Raw genomic sequence first — 15353 nt, 5'->3', positions numbered from 1 at the left:
TTTCAGTGGATTGGTGATAGAACACGGAAACCTTGCTGGCCGGGAGTGGCTATGAACTTTATTGAGTATGGAAACCCGGCGGGTAAGCCCGTCGTGTATTTCCATGGCGTACCCGGTTCGCCCATTGAAGCTTCAGTGTTCGAGGGCGGCGCGCAAACACTGGGGTTGCGCGTGCTCTGTTTCGATCGGTTCTCAATCGATCCATCCGTCAGTGGTGCCCTCTACTACCGGCGCATCGCGCAGGCTGTTGATGAGGCGGTTCGCGGAACTCCGGTCGACTTCATCGGTTTCTCCATCGGCAGTCACGTCGCGCTGGAGGTCTGTCGCCACCTGCCAGGCCGGGTGAAAAGTCTGCATCTGGTTTCGGCGGTGGCGCCGCTCGATGAGGGCGACTTCCTCAACGAGATGGCCGGAAAGGGTGTTTTTTCTCTGGCCATGGACCATCCCAGGCTGTTCAGAGGGCTGGCAAATTCGCAGGCATTCCTGGCTTCGCTAATGCCTGGCGTATTGGCTCGTTTACTGTTTGCCAGTGCGGCAGGGCAGGACAAGGCTCTTGCCAGTCAGCCTGCGTTCAGGAAGCTGATGATGGGTGTTCTGCAGTCGTGCTTTACCCAAGGCGCCAGTGGATACATACGAGACATCAATCAGTTTCTCGCGCCGTGGTCGGCCGGCATCTTCGACTGCGAGGCGAGCGTTCATCTGTGGCACGGCACGGACGACAATTGGTCACCCGTCGCCATGGTCGATTATCTGGCCCGGACTTTTCCGGGCGAGGTGGCCGCAGAGCGGTTGCAGGGAGGCTCTCATTATTCGTGCCTTTTCGACGCGGCACCCAAGATAGGCCGGCAATTGTCCAGCTCTTGATGCTTGCTCTCCGACTGCGGGGCAGGCAATTCGCTGGCTGGTCGTGGGTCGTGCTCGGCGATTACGGTTCAGGTTCGCCTGGCAGCCAGCGCTGGTAGATGCGGCTGAAACTGCCGTCGGCCTTCATCGCGTCCAGTTCGCTCTGCCAGCGCTGGATCACGGCCGGATCGGTGCCCGGCCAGAAGGTGATGTAGCCGAGTGAGGCGCGGTAGGGCAGGGCCACCTCGACATCACTGGCCTTGAGATAGTCGACCTGCTGCGCCGCTACGCCAGCACTGTAGAAGCTCAGGTTGTCGGCGACGATCAGCTTGACCCGGCCACGCTTGAGCAGCTTGAACATCTGCTCCGGCTCGGTGACGCCCAGCAGGTTCTGCAGGCCGAGGTTGTGCAGCTCCTGATAGGTGAACCAGTCGCGGGGGACGGCGATCGGTCCGGCCTTGGCTGCATCCGTCAGGTCTTGCAGCTGTATGCCGGAGTCCTTCAGGGCGTAGAAGCTGTCCTGGGCCAGCAGGATCGGCCCGACCCACTGGAACAGCGGTTCGCGCTCGGCGTTGCGGATGGTGGCAAACAGCGCGGTGTTGGGCGTCTGCTGCACGGTGTGGTAGCCGCGGGCCCAGGGCACCACGCTGATTTGGCCGGGCTCGCCGAGTCGACTGAGCAGCTCGCGCACCAGTTCGCTGGCCATCCCTTCGGCGCGCCCTTCTATGGAGAAGGAAACCGGCGGGTATTCCTCGGTATACAGCTGCAGCGGTTCGGCCTGGCTCAGCGCGCAGAGGATGCTGAGCAGCAGGGCTGTGCAGCAGGACAGCCGGTGGGGCATGGCGGGCGCTCACGTTGTGATGCCTGCAGGTTACGCCTCAATGACGGCCAGTGCCATGACCCTGGCCGGTGCATGACTTGGCGCCATGCCTTCACGGTTTGCGGGCAATCAGTACCGCGCGGGTAGGGGCCGGCAGGTTCTCGACGGTGCGACTGTGATCCTCCGGGTCGAGGAAGTCGGGCAACGACTGGAAGCGCATCCATTCGGTGGCGCGCTGTTCCGCCACGCTGGTCACCGAGACATCCACGCAGCGCACGTCGACGAAACCGGCTCGGCGTAGCCACAGCTCCAGGGCCGGCACCGAGGGCAGGAACCAGACATTGCGCATCATCGCGTAGCGGTCCTCGGGCATCAGCACCTGCTGCGCATCGCCTTCGACTACCAGGGTTTCCAGGACCAGTTCGCCGCCCTTGCGCAGGCAGTCCTTGAGCTCTAGCAGGTGGTCGATGGGCGAGCGGCGGTGATAGAGCACGCCCATGGAGAACACGGTGTCGAAGCCTTGCAGTTTGGCGGGTAGTTCCTCGGAGGCCAGCGGCAGGTGCCAGGCTGGCAGGTCCGGCAGGTAACGCTTGGCGGCGAGGAACTGGCAGAGGAACAGCCAGTTGGGGTCGACGCCGATCACGCTGCCGGCGCCGGCTCCGAGCATGCGCCACAGGTAGTAGCCGTTGCCGCAGCCGACGTCCAGCACGCGCTTGCCTTTGAGGTCCAGGTGCGGGGCCACGCGGGCCCATTTCCAGTCCGAGCGCCACTCGGTATCGACATGCACGAACAGCTGGAACGGTCCCTTGCGCCAGGGAATCAGGCCCTGCAGGGCATGCAGCAGCTGTTCGCGGGTGGCCTCGTCGAGCGGCGCGTCCAGGCGAAACTCATTGACCAGTTCGGTCTGGCTCGGCGTAAGGGCCGGCAGGGCGTTCAGCGCCGCCTGCCAGCGCTCCAGGTCGCCATGGCCGACAGCCAGCTTGGCACCAATCTGCGCCGGCAGGTCGTCGGCCCATTCGGCCAGCGGGCTGCCGGCCAGGAGTTGCTGCAGGCGGGCGAGGTCCAGTTTTTCGATCATGGCAGGGCCACCAGGGAGGCGAAGTTGAGGCACTGGAACCAGGGCGTGACCTGGCGGAAGCCAGCGGCCAGCAGGCGCTCGCGGTGCTGCTGCAGGCTGTCGGGTTTCATCACGTTCTCCAGAGCGCTGCGCTTCTGCGCGATTTCCAGTTCGCTGTAGCCATTGGCGCGCTTGAAGGCGATATGCAGGTCGGTGAGCAGCGCCTGCTCGGCCTCATCTTCGAAGCGCAGCTTCTCCGAGAGGATCAGCGCGCCGCCCGGCAGCAGGCTCTGGCGAATGCGGGTGAGCAGTTCCAGGCGGCGCTCGGGTTCGATGAACTGCAGGGTGAAATTCAGCGCCACCACCGAGGCGGGCTTGAAGTCGAGGGCGAGGATGTCGCCTTCGATCAGCTCATAGGGCAGCAGCTCCTGGAACATCGAGTCCTGGGCATGCAAGTATTCGTGGCAGCGCGTGACCATCGCCGCCGAGTTGTCCACGCCGATCACCCGGCAGCCTTCGCTCCTCACATGGCGGCGCATGGCCTGGGTCACCGCACCCAGCGAGCAGCCCAGGTCATACAGCGCGCTGCCCGGCTGGGCGAACTGCGCGGCGAGTACACCGAGGTTCTCGACAATGGTCGGGTAGCCCGGCACCGAGCGCTTGATCATGTCCGGGAACACGCGCACCACGTCTTCGTTGAAGGCGAAGTCGCTCACTTGAGCCTGCGGGGTGGCGTAGATGCGGTCGGGGCTGTCGGTCACGGTACGGCTACCAGGGGAAAACGGGCCGGCATTTTACCCAAGCCGGGCACCCTGCGTCACAGCTGATCCATGATGAAGTCGCCGGCACCCTGCAGCGGCCCCAACGGGTTCTTCTTGCTCTCGTAGCGGCGGATGTTCGGCTCGCCGCTGCTGACCTTGTGCACCAGCACGTCGTCGACCAGCACGAACAGCGCCTGGAAGCGCCAGCTCTGGATCTGCCGCTTCTTGCGGAAGTTGAACAGGTCTGCCCAGAAACTGCCGACCCGCTCGCTGTGCGACTGGCTGAACTCGAAGGAGTAACCGCTGCAGCGCTCCTTGGCCTCCAGGCATTGCAGCAGGCCGTCGGGCAGGTAGGTGATGGGCACGTTGGGCTGGACGAACAGCAGGCGTACGTCAATGAACGAGAGCATGCGGCCATTGCCACCGGAGAGTGGATCGAAACCGAGGTTGGCCAGGTCGTGACGTGTGGTCTGGCCTGGAATGGCCTGGGCGAAACGCTTCTCGGCGTCGGCGTATTCGTGGAAGGGCGAGAGTGCCTCGGCCCGCTCGCTGGGCAACAGGCTGGCGCAGCCGGCGAGCACAAGCAGCATGGCAAACAGCAGGCCGCGGGTCAGATGGCTGGTCAGGCGACGCATGGCGCGTACCCCGTTCGACTCCGCTGCCTCAGCACCTGAAGCAACCTCGCGGGTCTTGATTCAAGCCTAGAGCAGCCCTAACAGCTGTGCACTGGCGCAGAGGTAATAAGCAGGTTGCTGTTCAGAGCTGATCGGCGATGAACTCGCCGGCACCCTGCAGCGGGCCGAGCGGATTCTTCTTCGACTCGACCCGGCGCACATTGGGTTCGCCGCTGCTGACCTTGTGTACCAGCTTGTCGTCGATCAGCACAAACACCGGGCGGAACGACCAGCTGTGGATCTCGCGCTTCTTGCGGAAGTTGAACAGGTCGGCCCAGAAGCTGCCGACCCGTTCGGTATTGGTCTTGGTGAACTCGAAGGAATAGCCCACGCAGCGGTCCTTGGCCTCCAGGCATTCCACCAGGCCGCTGGGCAGGTAGTCGATGGGGACATTGGGCTGGACGAACATCAGGCGCACGTCGATGAACGACAGCATGCGTCCGTTGCCCTCGGCCAGGGGGTCGAAGCCGAGGCTGGCCAGCTCAGCACGCGAAGTGCGTCCGGGCTTGGCCTGGGCAAAGCTGATTTCGGCGTCCAGGTAGTCGCGAAACGGCGACTTCACCTCATTGCGCTCGCTGGGCAGCAGGCTGCCGCAGCCGCCGAGGGCAAGGGTGGCGAGCAGGGCTGCAGCATGAAGATGAATCCTGGACATAGGACCTCCTGCGCAAGTGGAGTTATGTCTATAGCTCATGCGCAGGTGGCCTGCCGTGGTTCGCTCCGATTTATCCGCGGCGCCGGAAGGCCGAGGCGGCAATGCCGAACTGACCCAGCCAGTAAGTCACGATGATCGCGTAGCGGGCGGCATCGAACGGCGCCACGAAGCGGTTGATGCCGATCAGGCTGTCGGAGATGACGAACAGCACCGCGCCCACTGCTGCCAGCCAGGCCGAGCGGCGCGCGATGTCTGGTTCACCGACCCGTGCCAGGGCGCGCCAGAGCATGGCGCTGATGGTCAGGGCATAGAACGCCACCGGAATCAGCAGTGGTCCCAGCGGTCGGCTGGCCAATACGGCGAACATGCCGCCGCCGGCGGCGAGCGCCAGCAGCAGCGCCAGCGGGGCAAAACGCCGGCTGTCACCCAGGTAGGCCACCAGGTAGCACAGGTGACCGATGAGGAAGGCGCCCAGGCCGAAGACGAACAGGTCGGCTGGCCAGTCGAGGAGGATGTCGCCGGCGAGGGAAAACAGCAGGCCCAGACTGATCCAGCGCCGGTAGGGCCCCTCCGGTGCGCTGCGCAGCCAGAAGATCAGCGCCAGAACGGGCAGGCCTTTGGTCAGCAGACGCAACTCGGTCGAGTCGATCGCCAGGCCATAGATGAACAACAGGGCAGAGCACAGGGCAAAAATCAGCCAGCGCATAGGCATCCTCCGGTGATGAAGGCGCCACTATGCCTGGTACGTTCGTGCAGCTACAGGCCGCGGGCGACAAAAAGCTCGGCGATTGGCGTCAGTCGACTTGCACCGCGCAGTCGTAGATCAGCGCCGGTGCCACGCCCTGTTCCCACGGGCGCTGGTACTGCAGCAGGAGGCGCCCCTGGCCGGGCAGGGTGGCCTGGAAGCGCCAGGTGGAGAGGCCCGCGCTGCCGACGATGCCGGCCTCCTCAGGTACCCGGTAGACCTCGGGGCCGAGCTGGGCGAGCACCTGGGGCGCGCCATCGAACAGCTGCCAGCGAAAGCCGGTGGTGGGGTTGCTTGGCAGGCTGAGGATCAGCGTCTGCCCGCGCTTGAGTTCGATCGGCGTGCAGTGTGCCTGCTGGCCAGGGCTGACCTGGAGGGCCCGGGTCGAGGGTTCGATGCTGACGCTGGCGGGCTGACCGGCACAGCCGGCGAGGGTTGCCAGGGCCAGCAGCAGGCTGGTGGGACGCAGCAGAGACATCGGGCGACTCCTGTCACAAGGGCGAAAGCGGGTCTTCAGGATAGAGGCCCGCGGCCCGGAGGGCAAAGTCAGGCGAACGCCGGGAGAGTCGGTTCAGCCCAGGCTCAGGTGAATCTCGCGCAGGCGCCCGTCGATCAGCGGGGTGAGCAGCGCGAAGCAGTCAGTAGGGCGGATGCGCACCTGCGGCGCATCGATCAGCTCATGCTGCAGGCGCTGCAGCGGTAGGTACCACTGCGGGTGGCGGGCATCGGCGTGCAGGCGCTGGCACAGGTAGCGCATCTGCACCTGCAGGGGCAGCGGGCAGTGCGCATGCTGGGCGCCGCGCACGGCCAGGCCGCGCAGCTGGGCCAGGTCTTCCAGCTCGCGGCAGGCCTGGGCCAGGCCGCTGACCCGGCGTTGGCGCGTGGCCAGGCGCAGTTCCAGCTGTTCGAGGGCATTGAGCAGCTGCTCGATCAGCCGGCAATGCCCGGCGAAGTCAGCCGGCGTCTGGCGCAGTGCGCGCCACTGGCCGTCCAGCTCGGCCAGGCCGCTGTCGTCCTGCGGACAGCGCCGCCACAGGTTGCCGATTTCCTCGCCGAGCTGGCGGCATTTTTCTGCTGCCTCATTGCTGTTCTGGCCACCCAACCCACGGTGCTGCTGCAGGCGCTGCAACAGTTCGAGGGCCACATGCAGGGTGCTCAGCCAGGCTTCGGTCTGACGGCGCAGGGCCTGCTGACGCAGGCGGGCGGCGAGCAGCGCCGGGATCAGCAGGCCGGCGAGCAGGAGCAGAGCGCTCAGGGGACTGGTCATGGGCGGGCCTCCAGGGCTTTTTCCCGTTGTGGCTGGGCCGCAACGGGAGCGGAACCGAGAATGTGGGTCATCTGGGTCAGGTAGAGGGTCAACTGGTGCAGGCGCTGGTTGTCGCTGCTCTGCCGGCTCAGCACATCGCTGATCTGCTGCAACTGCTGGTTGAGTGACTGGTTGGCCTGGCTGTGTTCGCCGAGAGCCTGGCGCATGCTCGCCAGCTGTTCGAGATTGCTGCGGCTGTCGCTGGCCAGGGCGTCGAGATTGCTGGCCAGGTGCAGGCTCTGCTGGTTGCCGGCAACCAGCAGATGGCGGTGCTCATCGACCTGATGGCGCACTTCGGCCACGGCCTGTGCAATGGCGCCGACCACCTGGGTGATGTCGCTGGCGGCCTGGCTGGTGGACAGGGCAAGGTGGCGCACCTCGTCGGCGACCACGGCAAAACCGCGGCCCTGCTCGCCGGCACGGGCCGCCTCGATGGACGCATTGAGCGCCAGCAGCTGGGTCTGTTTGGCCAGGCCCTGGATGCTGCCGACGGCCTGCTCCACCGCCGCGGTGCAGCTGAGCAGTTCGCCAACCGCGCCGCTGGTGCGCCCCAGGCTCTGCTCGATATCGAACAGCGCATTGCCCACTTTGTGGGCATCCTGGCAGCCATCCTCACTTCTTTGGTGCGTCTGGCCGAAGGCCTGCATGGCGTGTTCGGCATGCTCGCGGATCTGCAGCAGGGTCTGGCTGATCTGTTCGCTGGCCGCCGCGATCATCGCGACCCGCTGGCTCTGCTGGCTGGCCTGGGTCTCGGTGTGTTCGGCCATCTGCTCCAGGGCCTGGCTGGCGAACTGCACCTCGCTGCGCAGGCGTTCGGCCATGCGCTGCTGCTCGCGACAACGCACCAGCAGCGCTTCGCCCTGAGGGGGGCTGGCCAGGCTTTCGCCGAGCAGAATGAGTGTTTGCTTAAGGGGGCGCACATGCCGCTGCCAGCGCTGCTGTAACGCCGCCAACAGATACAGCGCCATGCCCAGCAAGGCCATGGCAGCTCCCGCCTGTTGCCGCCAGGCCAGCAGCACGGCGAGGCTGGCGAGCAGGGCGGGTAGCCAGGCGCGCAGGACGCCGCAACGGTTGAGGATGAAAATGCCGAACTCCAGCATGGCAGTCTTCCTTGTGACCAGTCACTACAACAGGGTTCAGCAGGGTGATAGCAAGATACTGGCCAGCGCCTGATCTATCCGTTAGTCGCAGTTATCGCGCACGGCCGGGCGCCAGTGGTTACAGTAGGGCCTGAATCCGCCTGTGTGTCTGCCCCATGTACAACGCCCGCCTGCTGCGCCTGGATGACCAGGCCCACGAACATGCCCACGACCACCACCAGTTGGTGCTGTCGCTGTCCGGGCGTGCCGAGTTCGAAGTGGGTGGCCGTGGCGGCGAGGTCTGCCAGATGCGCGCCTGCCTGGTGCCGGGCGATGCCGGTCACCAGTTCGCCGGGGTGGGCGACAACCGCATGCTGATCCTCGACCTGGCCGAGCCGGTGAGCGCGGATGAGGATGGCGCGCTGCTCGCCCAGCTGTTCGAGGTGCCGCGCTACCCGACCCTGGATGCCGACTTCCACCACCTGCTCAGTTATGCCGGCGCTGAACTGGCCCGCTATGGCAGCGACCCGCAGCTGGCCCGTGCACTGGGTGGCGTGTTGCTGCGCGCGCTGCACCTGCGGCTGTTCGGCGAGCAGCCGCGGCGGGCGCCGAGCGCGCTGGATCTGCAACGCCTGGATGCCTACATCAACAGCCACCTGGCGCGGCGCATCAGCGTGGCCGAACTGGCCGGCGTGGTGTGCCTGAGTCCGAGCCATTTCCATGCGCAGTTCAAGGATGACGTCGGCCTGACGCCGCACCAGTACCTGCTCAAGACCCGCCTCGATCATGCCAGCCGTCTGCTGCGGGAAAGCCCGCTGCCGCTGGTGCGTATCGCCGAGGAGTGCGGCTTTTCCAGCCAGAGCGCGCTGACCACGGCCATGCGCCGCTACCTCGGCCTCACTCCCAGGCGCTTGCGCCGGGCCGAGTGACGGCCGGCGTTCAAACGAGCGTTTTTCCCTGCGGAGTTTTCTGCAAAAACTCCGCAGTTTTCTGCAAGAAGCTGTCATCACCCTGCCACTACATTCGCTTATCCCGCCTGGGACTGGTGTTGATCGCCTGTTGATCTGATGCCTGCCGGGCAATGGGCTAGACCGAATAACAACAGTTCTCCACAAGAGAGGAGGGGCGTGATGTTCACCGCCAGTCACGTCTTGCAGGGCGACTTTCTCAAAAAGACAGCCGCCGAGTTCTTCCCCGCCATCAGCGCCAATTACGCCGTCGACGAGGAAGCCTACCTGTATGAGCTCCTGCAGCTCGCCGACCCCGGCCCTGCCGGTATCGAGGCTATCCGCCGCGATGCCCGCGCCCTGATCGAACAGGTGCGCAGCCGGGACAATGCCGTCGATACCCTCGACGCACTGCTACGCCAGTACAGCCTCGATACCCAGGAAGGGCTCATGCTCATGTGCCTGGCCGAGGCTTTGCTGCGCGTGCCGGACGCCGCGACCGCCGACGCGCTGATCCGTGACAAGCTCAATGCCGCCGAATGGGAACGGCATGTCGGCAAGAGTGACAACGTGCTGGTCAACTTCGCCGCCTGGGGCCTGGTCATGACCGGCAAGGTGGTCAACCTGGACAACCCGCAAGGCAAGGCCGGCAGCGTGCTGGGCAAGCTGATCCAGCGCTCCGGCGAGCCGGTGATCCGCGCGGCGATGAACCAGGCCATGAAGCTGATGGGCAAGCAGTTCGTGCTGGGCCGCAGCATCGGCGAGGCACTGAAGAACGGCCGGCCGTGCCGCGAACAGGGCTACACCTATTCCTTCGACATGCTCGGCGAGGCGGCCCTGACCCAGGCCGACGCCGAGAAGTACATGGCCGACTACCGTCAGGCCATCGATACCGTCGGCGCCGAGCCGCAAGTGGGGCCGGGGCCGCGCCCGTCGATCTCGATCAAGCTGTCGGCGCTGCACCCGCGTTACGAAGTGGCGCAGCGCGAGCGCGTGCTCACCGAGCTGTTCGCCAATGTGCGCGAGCTGGCCATCCGCGCGCGCCAGCTGAATGTCGGCATCTCCGTGGACGCGGAGGAGGCCGACCGCCTGGAACTGTCTCTGGAACTCTACGAGAAGCTCATGCGCGACCCGGCCATTGCCGGTTGGGGGGAGTTCGGCCTGGTGGTTCAGGCCTATTCCAAGCGCTGCCTGCCGGTACTGGTGTGGCTGACCCTGCTGGGCAAGGAGCTCGGCGCGAAGATGCCGCTGCGTCTGGTCAAGGGCGCCTACTGGGACAGCGAGATCAAGCAGTGCCAGATGCAGGGTGCGCTGGGCTACCCGGTCTTTACCCGCAAGGAAGGCACCGACACCTCGTACCTGGCCTGTGCCCGCTTCCTGCTCAGCGAACACACCCGCGGCACCATCTATCCGCAGTTCGCCAGCCACAATGCGCACACCGTCAGCTGCATCCTGGCGATTGCCGCCGAACAGAAACAGCCGCGCGAATTCGAGTTCCAGCGCCTGCACGGCATGGGCGACGCGCTGTACGACACCGTGCTTGAGCAGCACCGCAAGACCGTGCGCATCTATGCCCCGGTTGGCGCGCACAAGGACCTGCTGCCGTACCTGGTGCGGCGCCTGCTGGAAAACGGCGCCAACTCCTCGTTCGTTCACCAGCTGGTCGATCCGGCCGTACCGGTGGACTCGCTGATCGAGCACCCGGCCAGCCAGCTGCGCCAGTTCCAGACCTTGCACAACGACCGCATTCCCCTGCCGCTGGTGCTGTTTGGCAGCGCGCGGCAAAACTCCCAGGGCATCAACATGAATATCCTCAGTCAGTGGGCCGGTCTGGAGACCGACTTCAACGCCCAGTTGGGCAAGACCTGGCAGGCCGCGCCGGTGATCAACGGCGAAATCCTCGCCGGCACCGCGCAGGACGTGCGCTGCCCCTACGACCTCAACCGACTGGTTGGCACCGCCCAGTGGGCCAGCGCCGCCCAGGCGGCCCAGGCCATGGACGTGCTGGCCGGCGCCTGGCCGCGCTGGAATGCCACGCCGGTGGACGAGCGCGCGAGCATCCTCGAACGCCTGGCCGACCTGCTGGAAATCCATCGCGCCGAGCTGATGGCACTGTGCACCCTGGAAGCCGGCAAGAGCCTGCAGGACGGCATCGACGAGGTGCGCGAAGCAGTCGACTTCTGCCGTTACTACGCCCAGCAGGCCCGCCTGCGTCTGGGCCGCGAGGAACTGCAGGGGCCGACCGGCGAGCGCAACGAGCTGTTCCATGAAGGCCGTGGCGTGTTTGCCTGCATCAGCCCGTGGAACTTCCCGCTGGCCATCTTCCTCGGCCAGATCAGCGCCGCGCTGGTGGCCGGCAACTGCGTGCTGGCCAAGCCGGCCGAGCAGGCCAGCCTGATCGCCGCGCGTGCCACCGAGCTGCTGTTCGAGGCCGGCCTGCCCAAGGATGTGTTCGCCCTGCTGCCGGGCGATGGCGCCACCCTGGGCGGCGTGTTCTGCCGCGATGCGCGCACCGCCGGGGTGTGCTTCACCGGCTCCACCGAGGTGGCCCGCCTGATCAACCGCCAGCTGGCCGACAAGCCAGGGCCGATCGCCGCGCTGATCGCCGAAACCGGCGGGCAGAACGCCATGATCGTCGACTCCACCGCACTGCCCGAGCAGGTGATCAAGGATGCCGTGGCGTCCGCCTTCACCAGCGCCGGCCAGCGCTGCTCGGCCCTGCGCGTGCTCTACGTGCAGAGCGACATCGCCGAGCGGGTCATCGATCTGCTCAAGGGCGCCATGGCCGAACTGACCGTCGGCCCGACCCACCTACGCGAGAGCGACGTGGGCCCGGTGATTGACGGCGAGGCCCAGGCCGGCCTTGAAGCTCACATCAAGCAGCTCAAGGCGGCCGGCAAGCTGATTGCCGAAGCTCAGCTGCCGGCGGGTCTGAATGGCCACTTCGTCGCCCCGGTGGCGTTCGAAATCGGCGGCATTCACGAGCTGGGCAAGGAGCACTTCGGCCCCATCCTGCACGTGGTGCGCTTTGCCGCCAGCGAGCTGGAACATGTGGTGGCGGCGATCAATGCCACCGGCTACGGCCTGACCCTGGGCGTGCACAGCCGCAACGAGGAAACCGCCCGGCGCATCGAGCAACTGGCGCGGGTGGGCAACCTCTACGTCAATCGCAACCAGATCGGTGCGGTGGTCGGCGTGCAGCCCTTCGGCGGTTGCGGCCTGTCCGGCACCGGACCCAAGGCCGGCGGCCCGAGCTACCTGCTGCGCTTTGCCAACGAGCGCACCACCTCGGTCAACACCACCGCGGTGGGCGGCAATGCCTCGCTGCTGTCGCTGGGCGACAGCCACTGACCCAGGCATCACGGCGACTGTGCTGCGGCACCGTCGCCGTTGTTTTATCCACTTCAGGAGGGAGTGGCGTGATGCGCCGCCGGTGAGCGGCGTCAATCAGAGACATCTGTCGGCAGATCGCCGCAGATCGACTCCGAGGCCCGTTATCCACGGGCAACTTGCCAGCCAATCGCCGCGCGCTACCCGTCGCGGCGGATAACAACAACCAAGAGGGTATCCCCCCATGACTGCTAGTACTCCCATGCTGATTACTTTCGTGGTGTATATCGCCGCGATGGTCCTGATCGGCCTTGTTGCCTACCTGCGTACCAAGAACCTGTCCGACTACATTCTCGGTGGCCGCAGCATCGGCAGTTTTGTCACCGCCCTGTCAGCCGGCGCTTCGGATATGAGCGGCTGGCTGCTGATGGGCCTGCCCGGCGCCATCTTCGTTGCCGGCATCTCCGAGAGCTGGATCGCCATCGGCCTGATCGTCGGCGCCTACCTCAACTGGCTGTTCGTCGCCGGCCGTCTGCGCGTGCAGACCGAGCACAACGGCAACGCCCTGACCCTGCCGGACTACTTCACCACCCGCTTCGAGGACAACAGCCGCATCCTGCGCATCTTCTCGGCGCTGGTGATTCTGGTGTTCTTCACCATCTATTGCGCCTCCGGCGTGGTGGCCGGTGCCCGTCTGTTCGAGAGCACCTTCGGCCTCTCCTACGAAACCGCCCTGTGGGCCGGCGCCGCGGCGACCATCGCTTACACCTTCATCGGCGGCTTCCTCGCGGTGAGCTGGACCGACACCGTGCAGGCCACCCTGATGATCTTCGCCCTGATCCTCACCCCGGTGGTGGTGATGCTGGCCACCGGCGGCGTCGATCCGACCTTCATGGCCATCGAGGCGGTCGATCCGAGCCACTTCGACATGCTCAAGGGCGCCACTTTCGTCGGCGTGATCTCGCTGATGGCCTGGGGCCTGGGCTACTTCGGTCAGCCGCACATCCTGGCGCGCTTCATGGCCGCCGAGTCGGTCAAGGCCATCCCGGCGGCACGCCGCATCTCCATGACCTGGATGATCCTTTGCCTGGGCGGCGCCGTGGCCGTGGGCTTCTTCGGCATCGCCTACTTCTCCGCCCATCCGGAGCTGGCCGGCGCGGTCAAGGAAAACCCCGAACGCGTGTTCATCGAACTGGCCAAGCTGCTGTTCAACCCGTGGATCGCCGGTGTGCTGCTGTCGGCCATTCTGGCGGCGGTGATGTCGACCCTGAGCTGCCAGCTGCTGGTGTGCTCCAGCGCCCTGACCGAGGACTTCTACAAGGCCTTCCTGCGCAAGAATGCCAGCCAGCTTGAGCTGGTCTGGGTTGGTCGTGCCATGGTGCTGCTCGTGGCCGTGGTGGCCATCGCCCTGGCCTCCAACCCGGAAAACCGCGTGCTGGGGCTGGTGTCCTACGCCTGGGCCGGTTTCGGCGCGGCCTTCGGTCCGGTGGTGATTCTCTCGGTGCTGTGGAAGGGCATGACCCGCAACGGCGCCCTGGCCGGCATGGTTGTCGGTGCGGTGACCGTGGTGGTGTGGAAGAACTGGATCGGCCTGGGCCTGTACGAAATCATCCCGGGCTTCATCCTGGCCACCCTGGCCATCCTGGTGTTCAGCCGTATCGGCAATGGCCCGTCGGCCGCCATGTCTCAGCGCTTCAACAAGGCCGAGCAGGAATACCTCGACGCCCAGTAAAACGCGCTGCAATCAAAAACGGCCCGCGCTCCGAGAGGAGGCGGGCCGTTTTCATGAGGGCAGCTTTAAGCCTGACGCTGAGCCAGCCAGTGACGGTAGCGACGGGTCAGGCGGCCCAGGCGCAGGCGGTCGAGCAGCAGTGAGACGACGGGGGAAGCATCCGGCTTGCTGGCCCTGCGACTGCCCAGGCGGCGCAGCTGGCGGCGGATAACGGCCATGGTGGCCACTGCCGAGAGCACCTTGTCGTTCCAGTTCACCACGGGCAGTTCGGCCACGGCATCCTCACCGGCCTGCCAGCGGGCCGGCAGATCAGGAATGACGGTCAGCGCCGTGGCCATGCCGACCACGGCCACGCCCTGGCTCAGCACCTCTTCGGCCACCGCGCGGCGGCGGATGCCACCGGTGGTCATCAGCGGCATGCGTGCCTTGCCTGCCAGCTGCGCGGCGAATTCCAGGAAGTAGGCTTCACGGGCCAGGGTGCGACCATCGGCGGTGCGCCCCTGCATGGCTGGGCTCTCGTAGCTGCCGCCGGACAGCTCGACCAGGTCCACCGGCAGTTCGTTGAGCAGCTGCAGCACGGCCAGGGCATCGGCGTCATTGAAACCGCCGCGCTGGAAGTCCGCCGAGTTGAGCTTGACCGCCACGGCAAAGCGCGGCGAGACGCGCGCCCGCACGGCCCTGATCACTTCCACCAGCAGGCGCGCACGGTTTTCCAGGCTGCCGCCCCAGCGGTCGCTGCGCTGATTGGTCAGCGGCGAGAGGAACTGCGACAGCAGGTAGCCGTGCGCCGCGTGGATCTGCACACCGTCGAAGCCGGCCTGCTCGGCCAGTTGGGCGCTGCTGGCGAAACGTTCGATCAGCTCGGCGATGTCCTGCTCGTCCATGGCTTTGGGCACGCCGAACAGCTTCGAATGCTTGCCCAGGTCGAGCGCCACTGCCGAGGGCGCCCACAGCTTGCCGCCCAGGTTGGCGTAGGTCTGCCGGCCGGGATGGTTGAGCTGTATCCACACCTGCGCGCCGCCGGACTTGGCCGCCTCGGCCCAGTCGCGGAACGGCTGCAGCGGTACGCCTGCTTCCAGCACCACGCCGCCGGGGCCGGTCATGGCACTGCCATCGACCATGACATTGCCGGTGATCAGCAGGCCGGTACCGCCCTGGCTCCAGCAGCGGTACAGGTCGATCAGGGTGGCGCCGGGCAACTGGCCGGTATCGGCAAGGTTTTCTTCCATGGCCGCCTTGCCCAGGCGGTTGGGCAGCACGGCGCCGCAGGGCAGGGGCAGAGGGCTGAACAGGGCAGAACGGGACATGGGTAGCTCCGAGGGATCAGGGGGGATTCGGGATGACGGGGTGATCCTAAGATTAAAGTCAACTTGAAGGTCAAGCGTAATGTGCGCAGCCCGCAGGTTG

General features: G+C 66.0%; 14 protein-coding genes. 4 read left to right on the top strand and 10 right to left on the bottom strand.

Annotated elements, in window-relative coordinates; all coding sequences use genetic code 11:
* The first annotated feature begins 51 nt into the window (after positions 1-51).
* Positions 52-864: an alpha/beta fold hydrolase gene (locus tag HNP49_RS10780; protein WP_184683130.1), complete on the top strand. Its 813-nt coding sequence runs from the start codon at positions 52-54 to the stop codon at positions 862-864.
* Between the two features lie 61 nt (positions 865-925).
* Here the strand turns inward: HNP49_RS10780 and HNP49_RS10775 are convergent, their stop codons facing one another.
* The 9 genes from HNP49_RS10775 to HNP49_RS18985 form a co-directional block, all read right to left on the bottom strand.
* The gene (locus tag HNP49_RS10775) at positions 926-1684 is read right to left on the bottom strand and encodes an ABC transporter substrate-binding protein (protein ID WP_184683128.1); all 759 of its coding nucleotides are present in this window, start codon (positions 1682-1684) and stop codon (positions 926-928) included.
* A gap of 91 nt (positions 1685-1775) precedes the next feature.
* Positions 1776-2741 (bottom strand): tRNA 5-methoxyuridine(34)/uridine 5-oxyacetic acid(34) synthase CmoB, encoded by a 966-nt coding sequence (gene cmoB, locus HNP49_RS10770; protein ID WP_184683126.1) that lies wholly within the window; start codon positions 2739-2741, stop codon positions 1776-1778.
* On the bottom strand, positions 2738-3481 hold the full coding sequence (gene cmoA, locus HNP49_RS10765; protein WP_184683124.1) for a carboxy-S-adenosyl-L-methionine synthase CmoA: 744 nt from the start codon (positions 3479-3481) through the stop codon (positions 2738-2740). The genes cmoB and cmoA overlap by 4 nt, the downstream gene beginning before the upstream one ends.
* Before the next feature lie 56 nt (positions 3482-3537).
* Positions 3538-4107, bottom strand: a complete 570-nt coding sequence (locus HNP49_RS10760; RefSeq protein ID WP_409372543.1) for a hypothetical protein — start codon at positions 4105-4107, stop codon at positions 3538-3540.
* Positions 4108-4237: 130 nt separating this feature from the next.
* The gene (locus HNP49_RS10755) at positions 4238-4807 is read right to left on the bottom strand and encodes a hypothetical protein (RefSeq protein ID WP_184683120.1); all 570 of its coding nucleotides are present in this window, start codon (positions 4805-4807) and stop codon (positions 4238-4240) included.
* Between the two features lie 70 nt (positions 4808-4877).
* A complete protein-coding gene (locus HNP49_RS10750) occupies positions 4878-5513 on the bottom strand; it encodes a lysoplasmalogenase (RefSeq protein ID WP_184683118.1) in 636 nt (211 codons plus the stop codon).
* An 88-nt stretch (positions 5514-5601) separates the two neighbouring features.
* Positions 5602-6021, bottom strand: a complete 420-nt coding sequence (locus tag HNP49_RS10745; protein ID WP_409372542.1) for a protease inhibitor I42 family protein — start codon at positions 6019-6021, stop codon at positions 5602-5604.
* 102 nt (positions 6022-6123) lie between these two features.
* Positions 6124-6819 (bottom strand): hypothetical protein, encoded by a 696-nt coding sequence (locus HNP49_RS10740; protein WP_184683113.1) that lies wholly within the window; start codon positions 6817-6819, stop codon positions 6124-6126.
* The gene (locus HNP49_RS18985; protein ID WP_409372541.1) at positions 6816-7505 is read right to left on the bottom strand and encodes a methyl-accepting chemotaxis protein; all 690 of its coding nucleotides are present in this window, start codon (positions 7503-7505) and stop codon (positions 6816-6818) included. Before HNP49_RS18985 ends, HNP49_RS10740 begins: the two co-directional genes overlap by 4 nt.
* A 608-nt stretch (positions 7506-8113) precedes the next feature.
* On the opposite strand from HNP49_RS18985, the gene HNP49_RS10730 reads away from it, so the two are divergent.
* From HNP49_RS10730 to putP, 3 genes are all read left to right on the top strand, one after another.
* Positions 8114-8866, top strand: a complete 753-nt coding sequence (locus HNP49_RS10730; RefSeq protein WP_184683109.1) for an AraC family transcriptional regulator — start codon at positions 8114-8116, stop codon at positions 8864-8866.
* Positions 8867-9067: 201 nt separating this feature from the next.
* Complete coding sequence (putA, locus tag HNP49_RS10725; protein ID WP_184683107.1) at positions 9068-12235, top strand: bifunctional proline dehydrogenase/L-glutamate gamma-semialdehyde dehydrogenase PutA; 3168 nt, start codon at positions 9068-9070, stop codon at positions 12233-12235.
* Positions 12236-12458: 223 nt separating this feature from the next.
* The gene (putP, locus tag HNP49_RS10720; protein ID WP_184683105.1) at positions 12459-13946 is read left to right on the top strand and encodes a sodium/proline symporter PutP; all 1488 of its coding nucleotides are present in this window, start codon (positions 12459-12461) and stop codon (positions 13944-13946) included.
* A gap of 65 nt (positions 13947-14011) precedes the next feature.
* Here the strand turns inward: putP and HNP49_RS10715 are convergent, their stop codons facing one another.
* Positions 14012-15253 (bottom strand): NADH:flavin oxidoreductase/NADH oxidase family protein, encoded by a 1242-nt coding sequence (locus tag HNP49_RS10715; protein WP_184683103.1) that lies wholly within the window; start codon positions 15251-15253, stop codon positions 14012-14014.
* Positions 15254-15353 lie beyond the last annotated feature (100 nt).

The sequence above is a fragment of the Pseudomonas fluvialis genome (assembly GCF_014207935.1).
GTDB classification, from domain to species: Bacteria; Pseudomonadota; Gammaproteobacteria; order Pseudomonadales; family Pseudomonadaceae; genus Aquipseudomonas; species Aquipseudomonas fluvialis_A.
The sequence above is the reverse complement of the archived record's forward strand: the minus strand, read 5'-3'. Positions and strand labels throughout refer to the sequence as shown.

Coding starts and splice junctions, on each gene's coding strand:
- HNP49_RS10740 (WP_184683113.1), bottom strand. CDS start 6,819: ATGACCAGTCCCCTGAGCGCTCTGCTCCTGCTCGCCGGCCTGCTGATC.
- putA (WP_184683107.1), top strand. CDS start 9,068: ATGTTCACCGCCAGTCACGTCTTGCAGGGCGACTTTCTCAAAAAGACA.
- HNP49_RS10755 (WP_184683120.1), bottom strand. CDS start 4,807: ATGTCCAGGATTCATCTTCATGCTGCAGCCCTGCTCGCCACCCTTGCC.
- HNP49_RS10750 (WP_184683118.1), bottom strand. CDS start 5,513: ATGCGCTGGCTGATTTTTGCCCTGTGCTCTGCCCTGTTGTTCATCTAT.
- HNP49_RS10730 (WP_184683109.1), top strand. CDS start 8,114: ATGTACAACGCCCGCCTGCTGCGCCTGGATGACCAGGCCCACGAACAT.
- HNP49_RS10780 (WP_184683130.1), top strand. CDS start 52: ATGAACTTTATTGAGTATGGAAACCCGGCGGGTAAGCCCGTCGTGTAT.
- HNP49_RS18985 (WP_409372541.1), bottom strand. CDS start 7,505: ATGCAGGCCTTCGGCCAGACGCACCAAAGAAGTGAGGATGGCTGCCAG.
- cmoB (WP_184683126.1), bottom strand. CDS start 2,741: ATGATCGAAAAACTGGACCTCGCCCGCCTGCAGCAACTCCTGGCCGGC.
- HNP49_RS10715 (WP_184683103.1), bottom strand. CDS start 15,253: ATGTCCCGTTCTGCCCTGTTCAGCCCTCTGCCCCTGCCCTGCGGCGCC.
- putP (WP_184683105.1), top strand. CDS start 12,459: ATGACTGCTAGTACTCCCATGCTGATTACTTTCGTGGTGTATATCGCC.
- HNP49_RS10775 (WP_184683128.1), bottom strand. CDS start 1,684: ATGCCCCACCGGCTGTCCTGCTGCACAGCCCTGCTGCTCAGCATCCTC.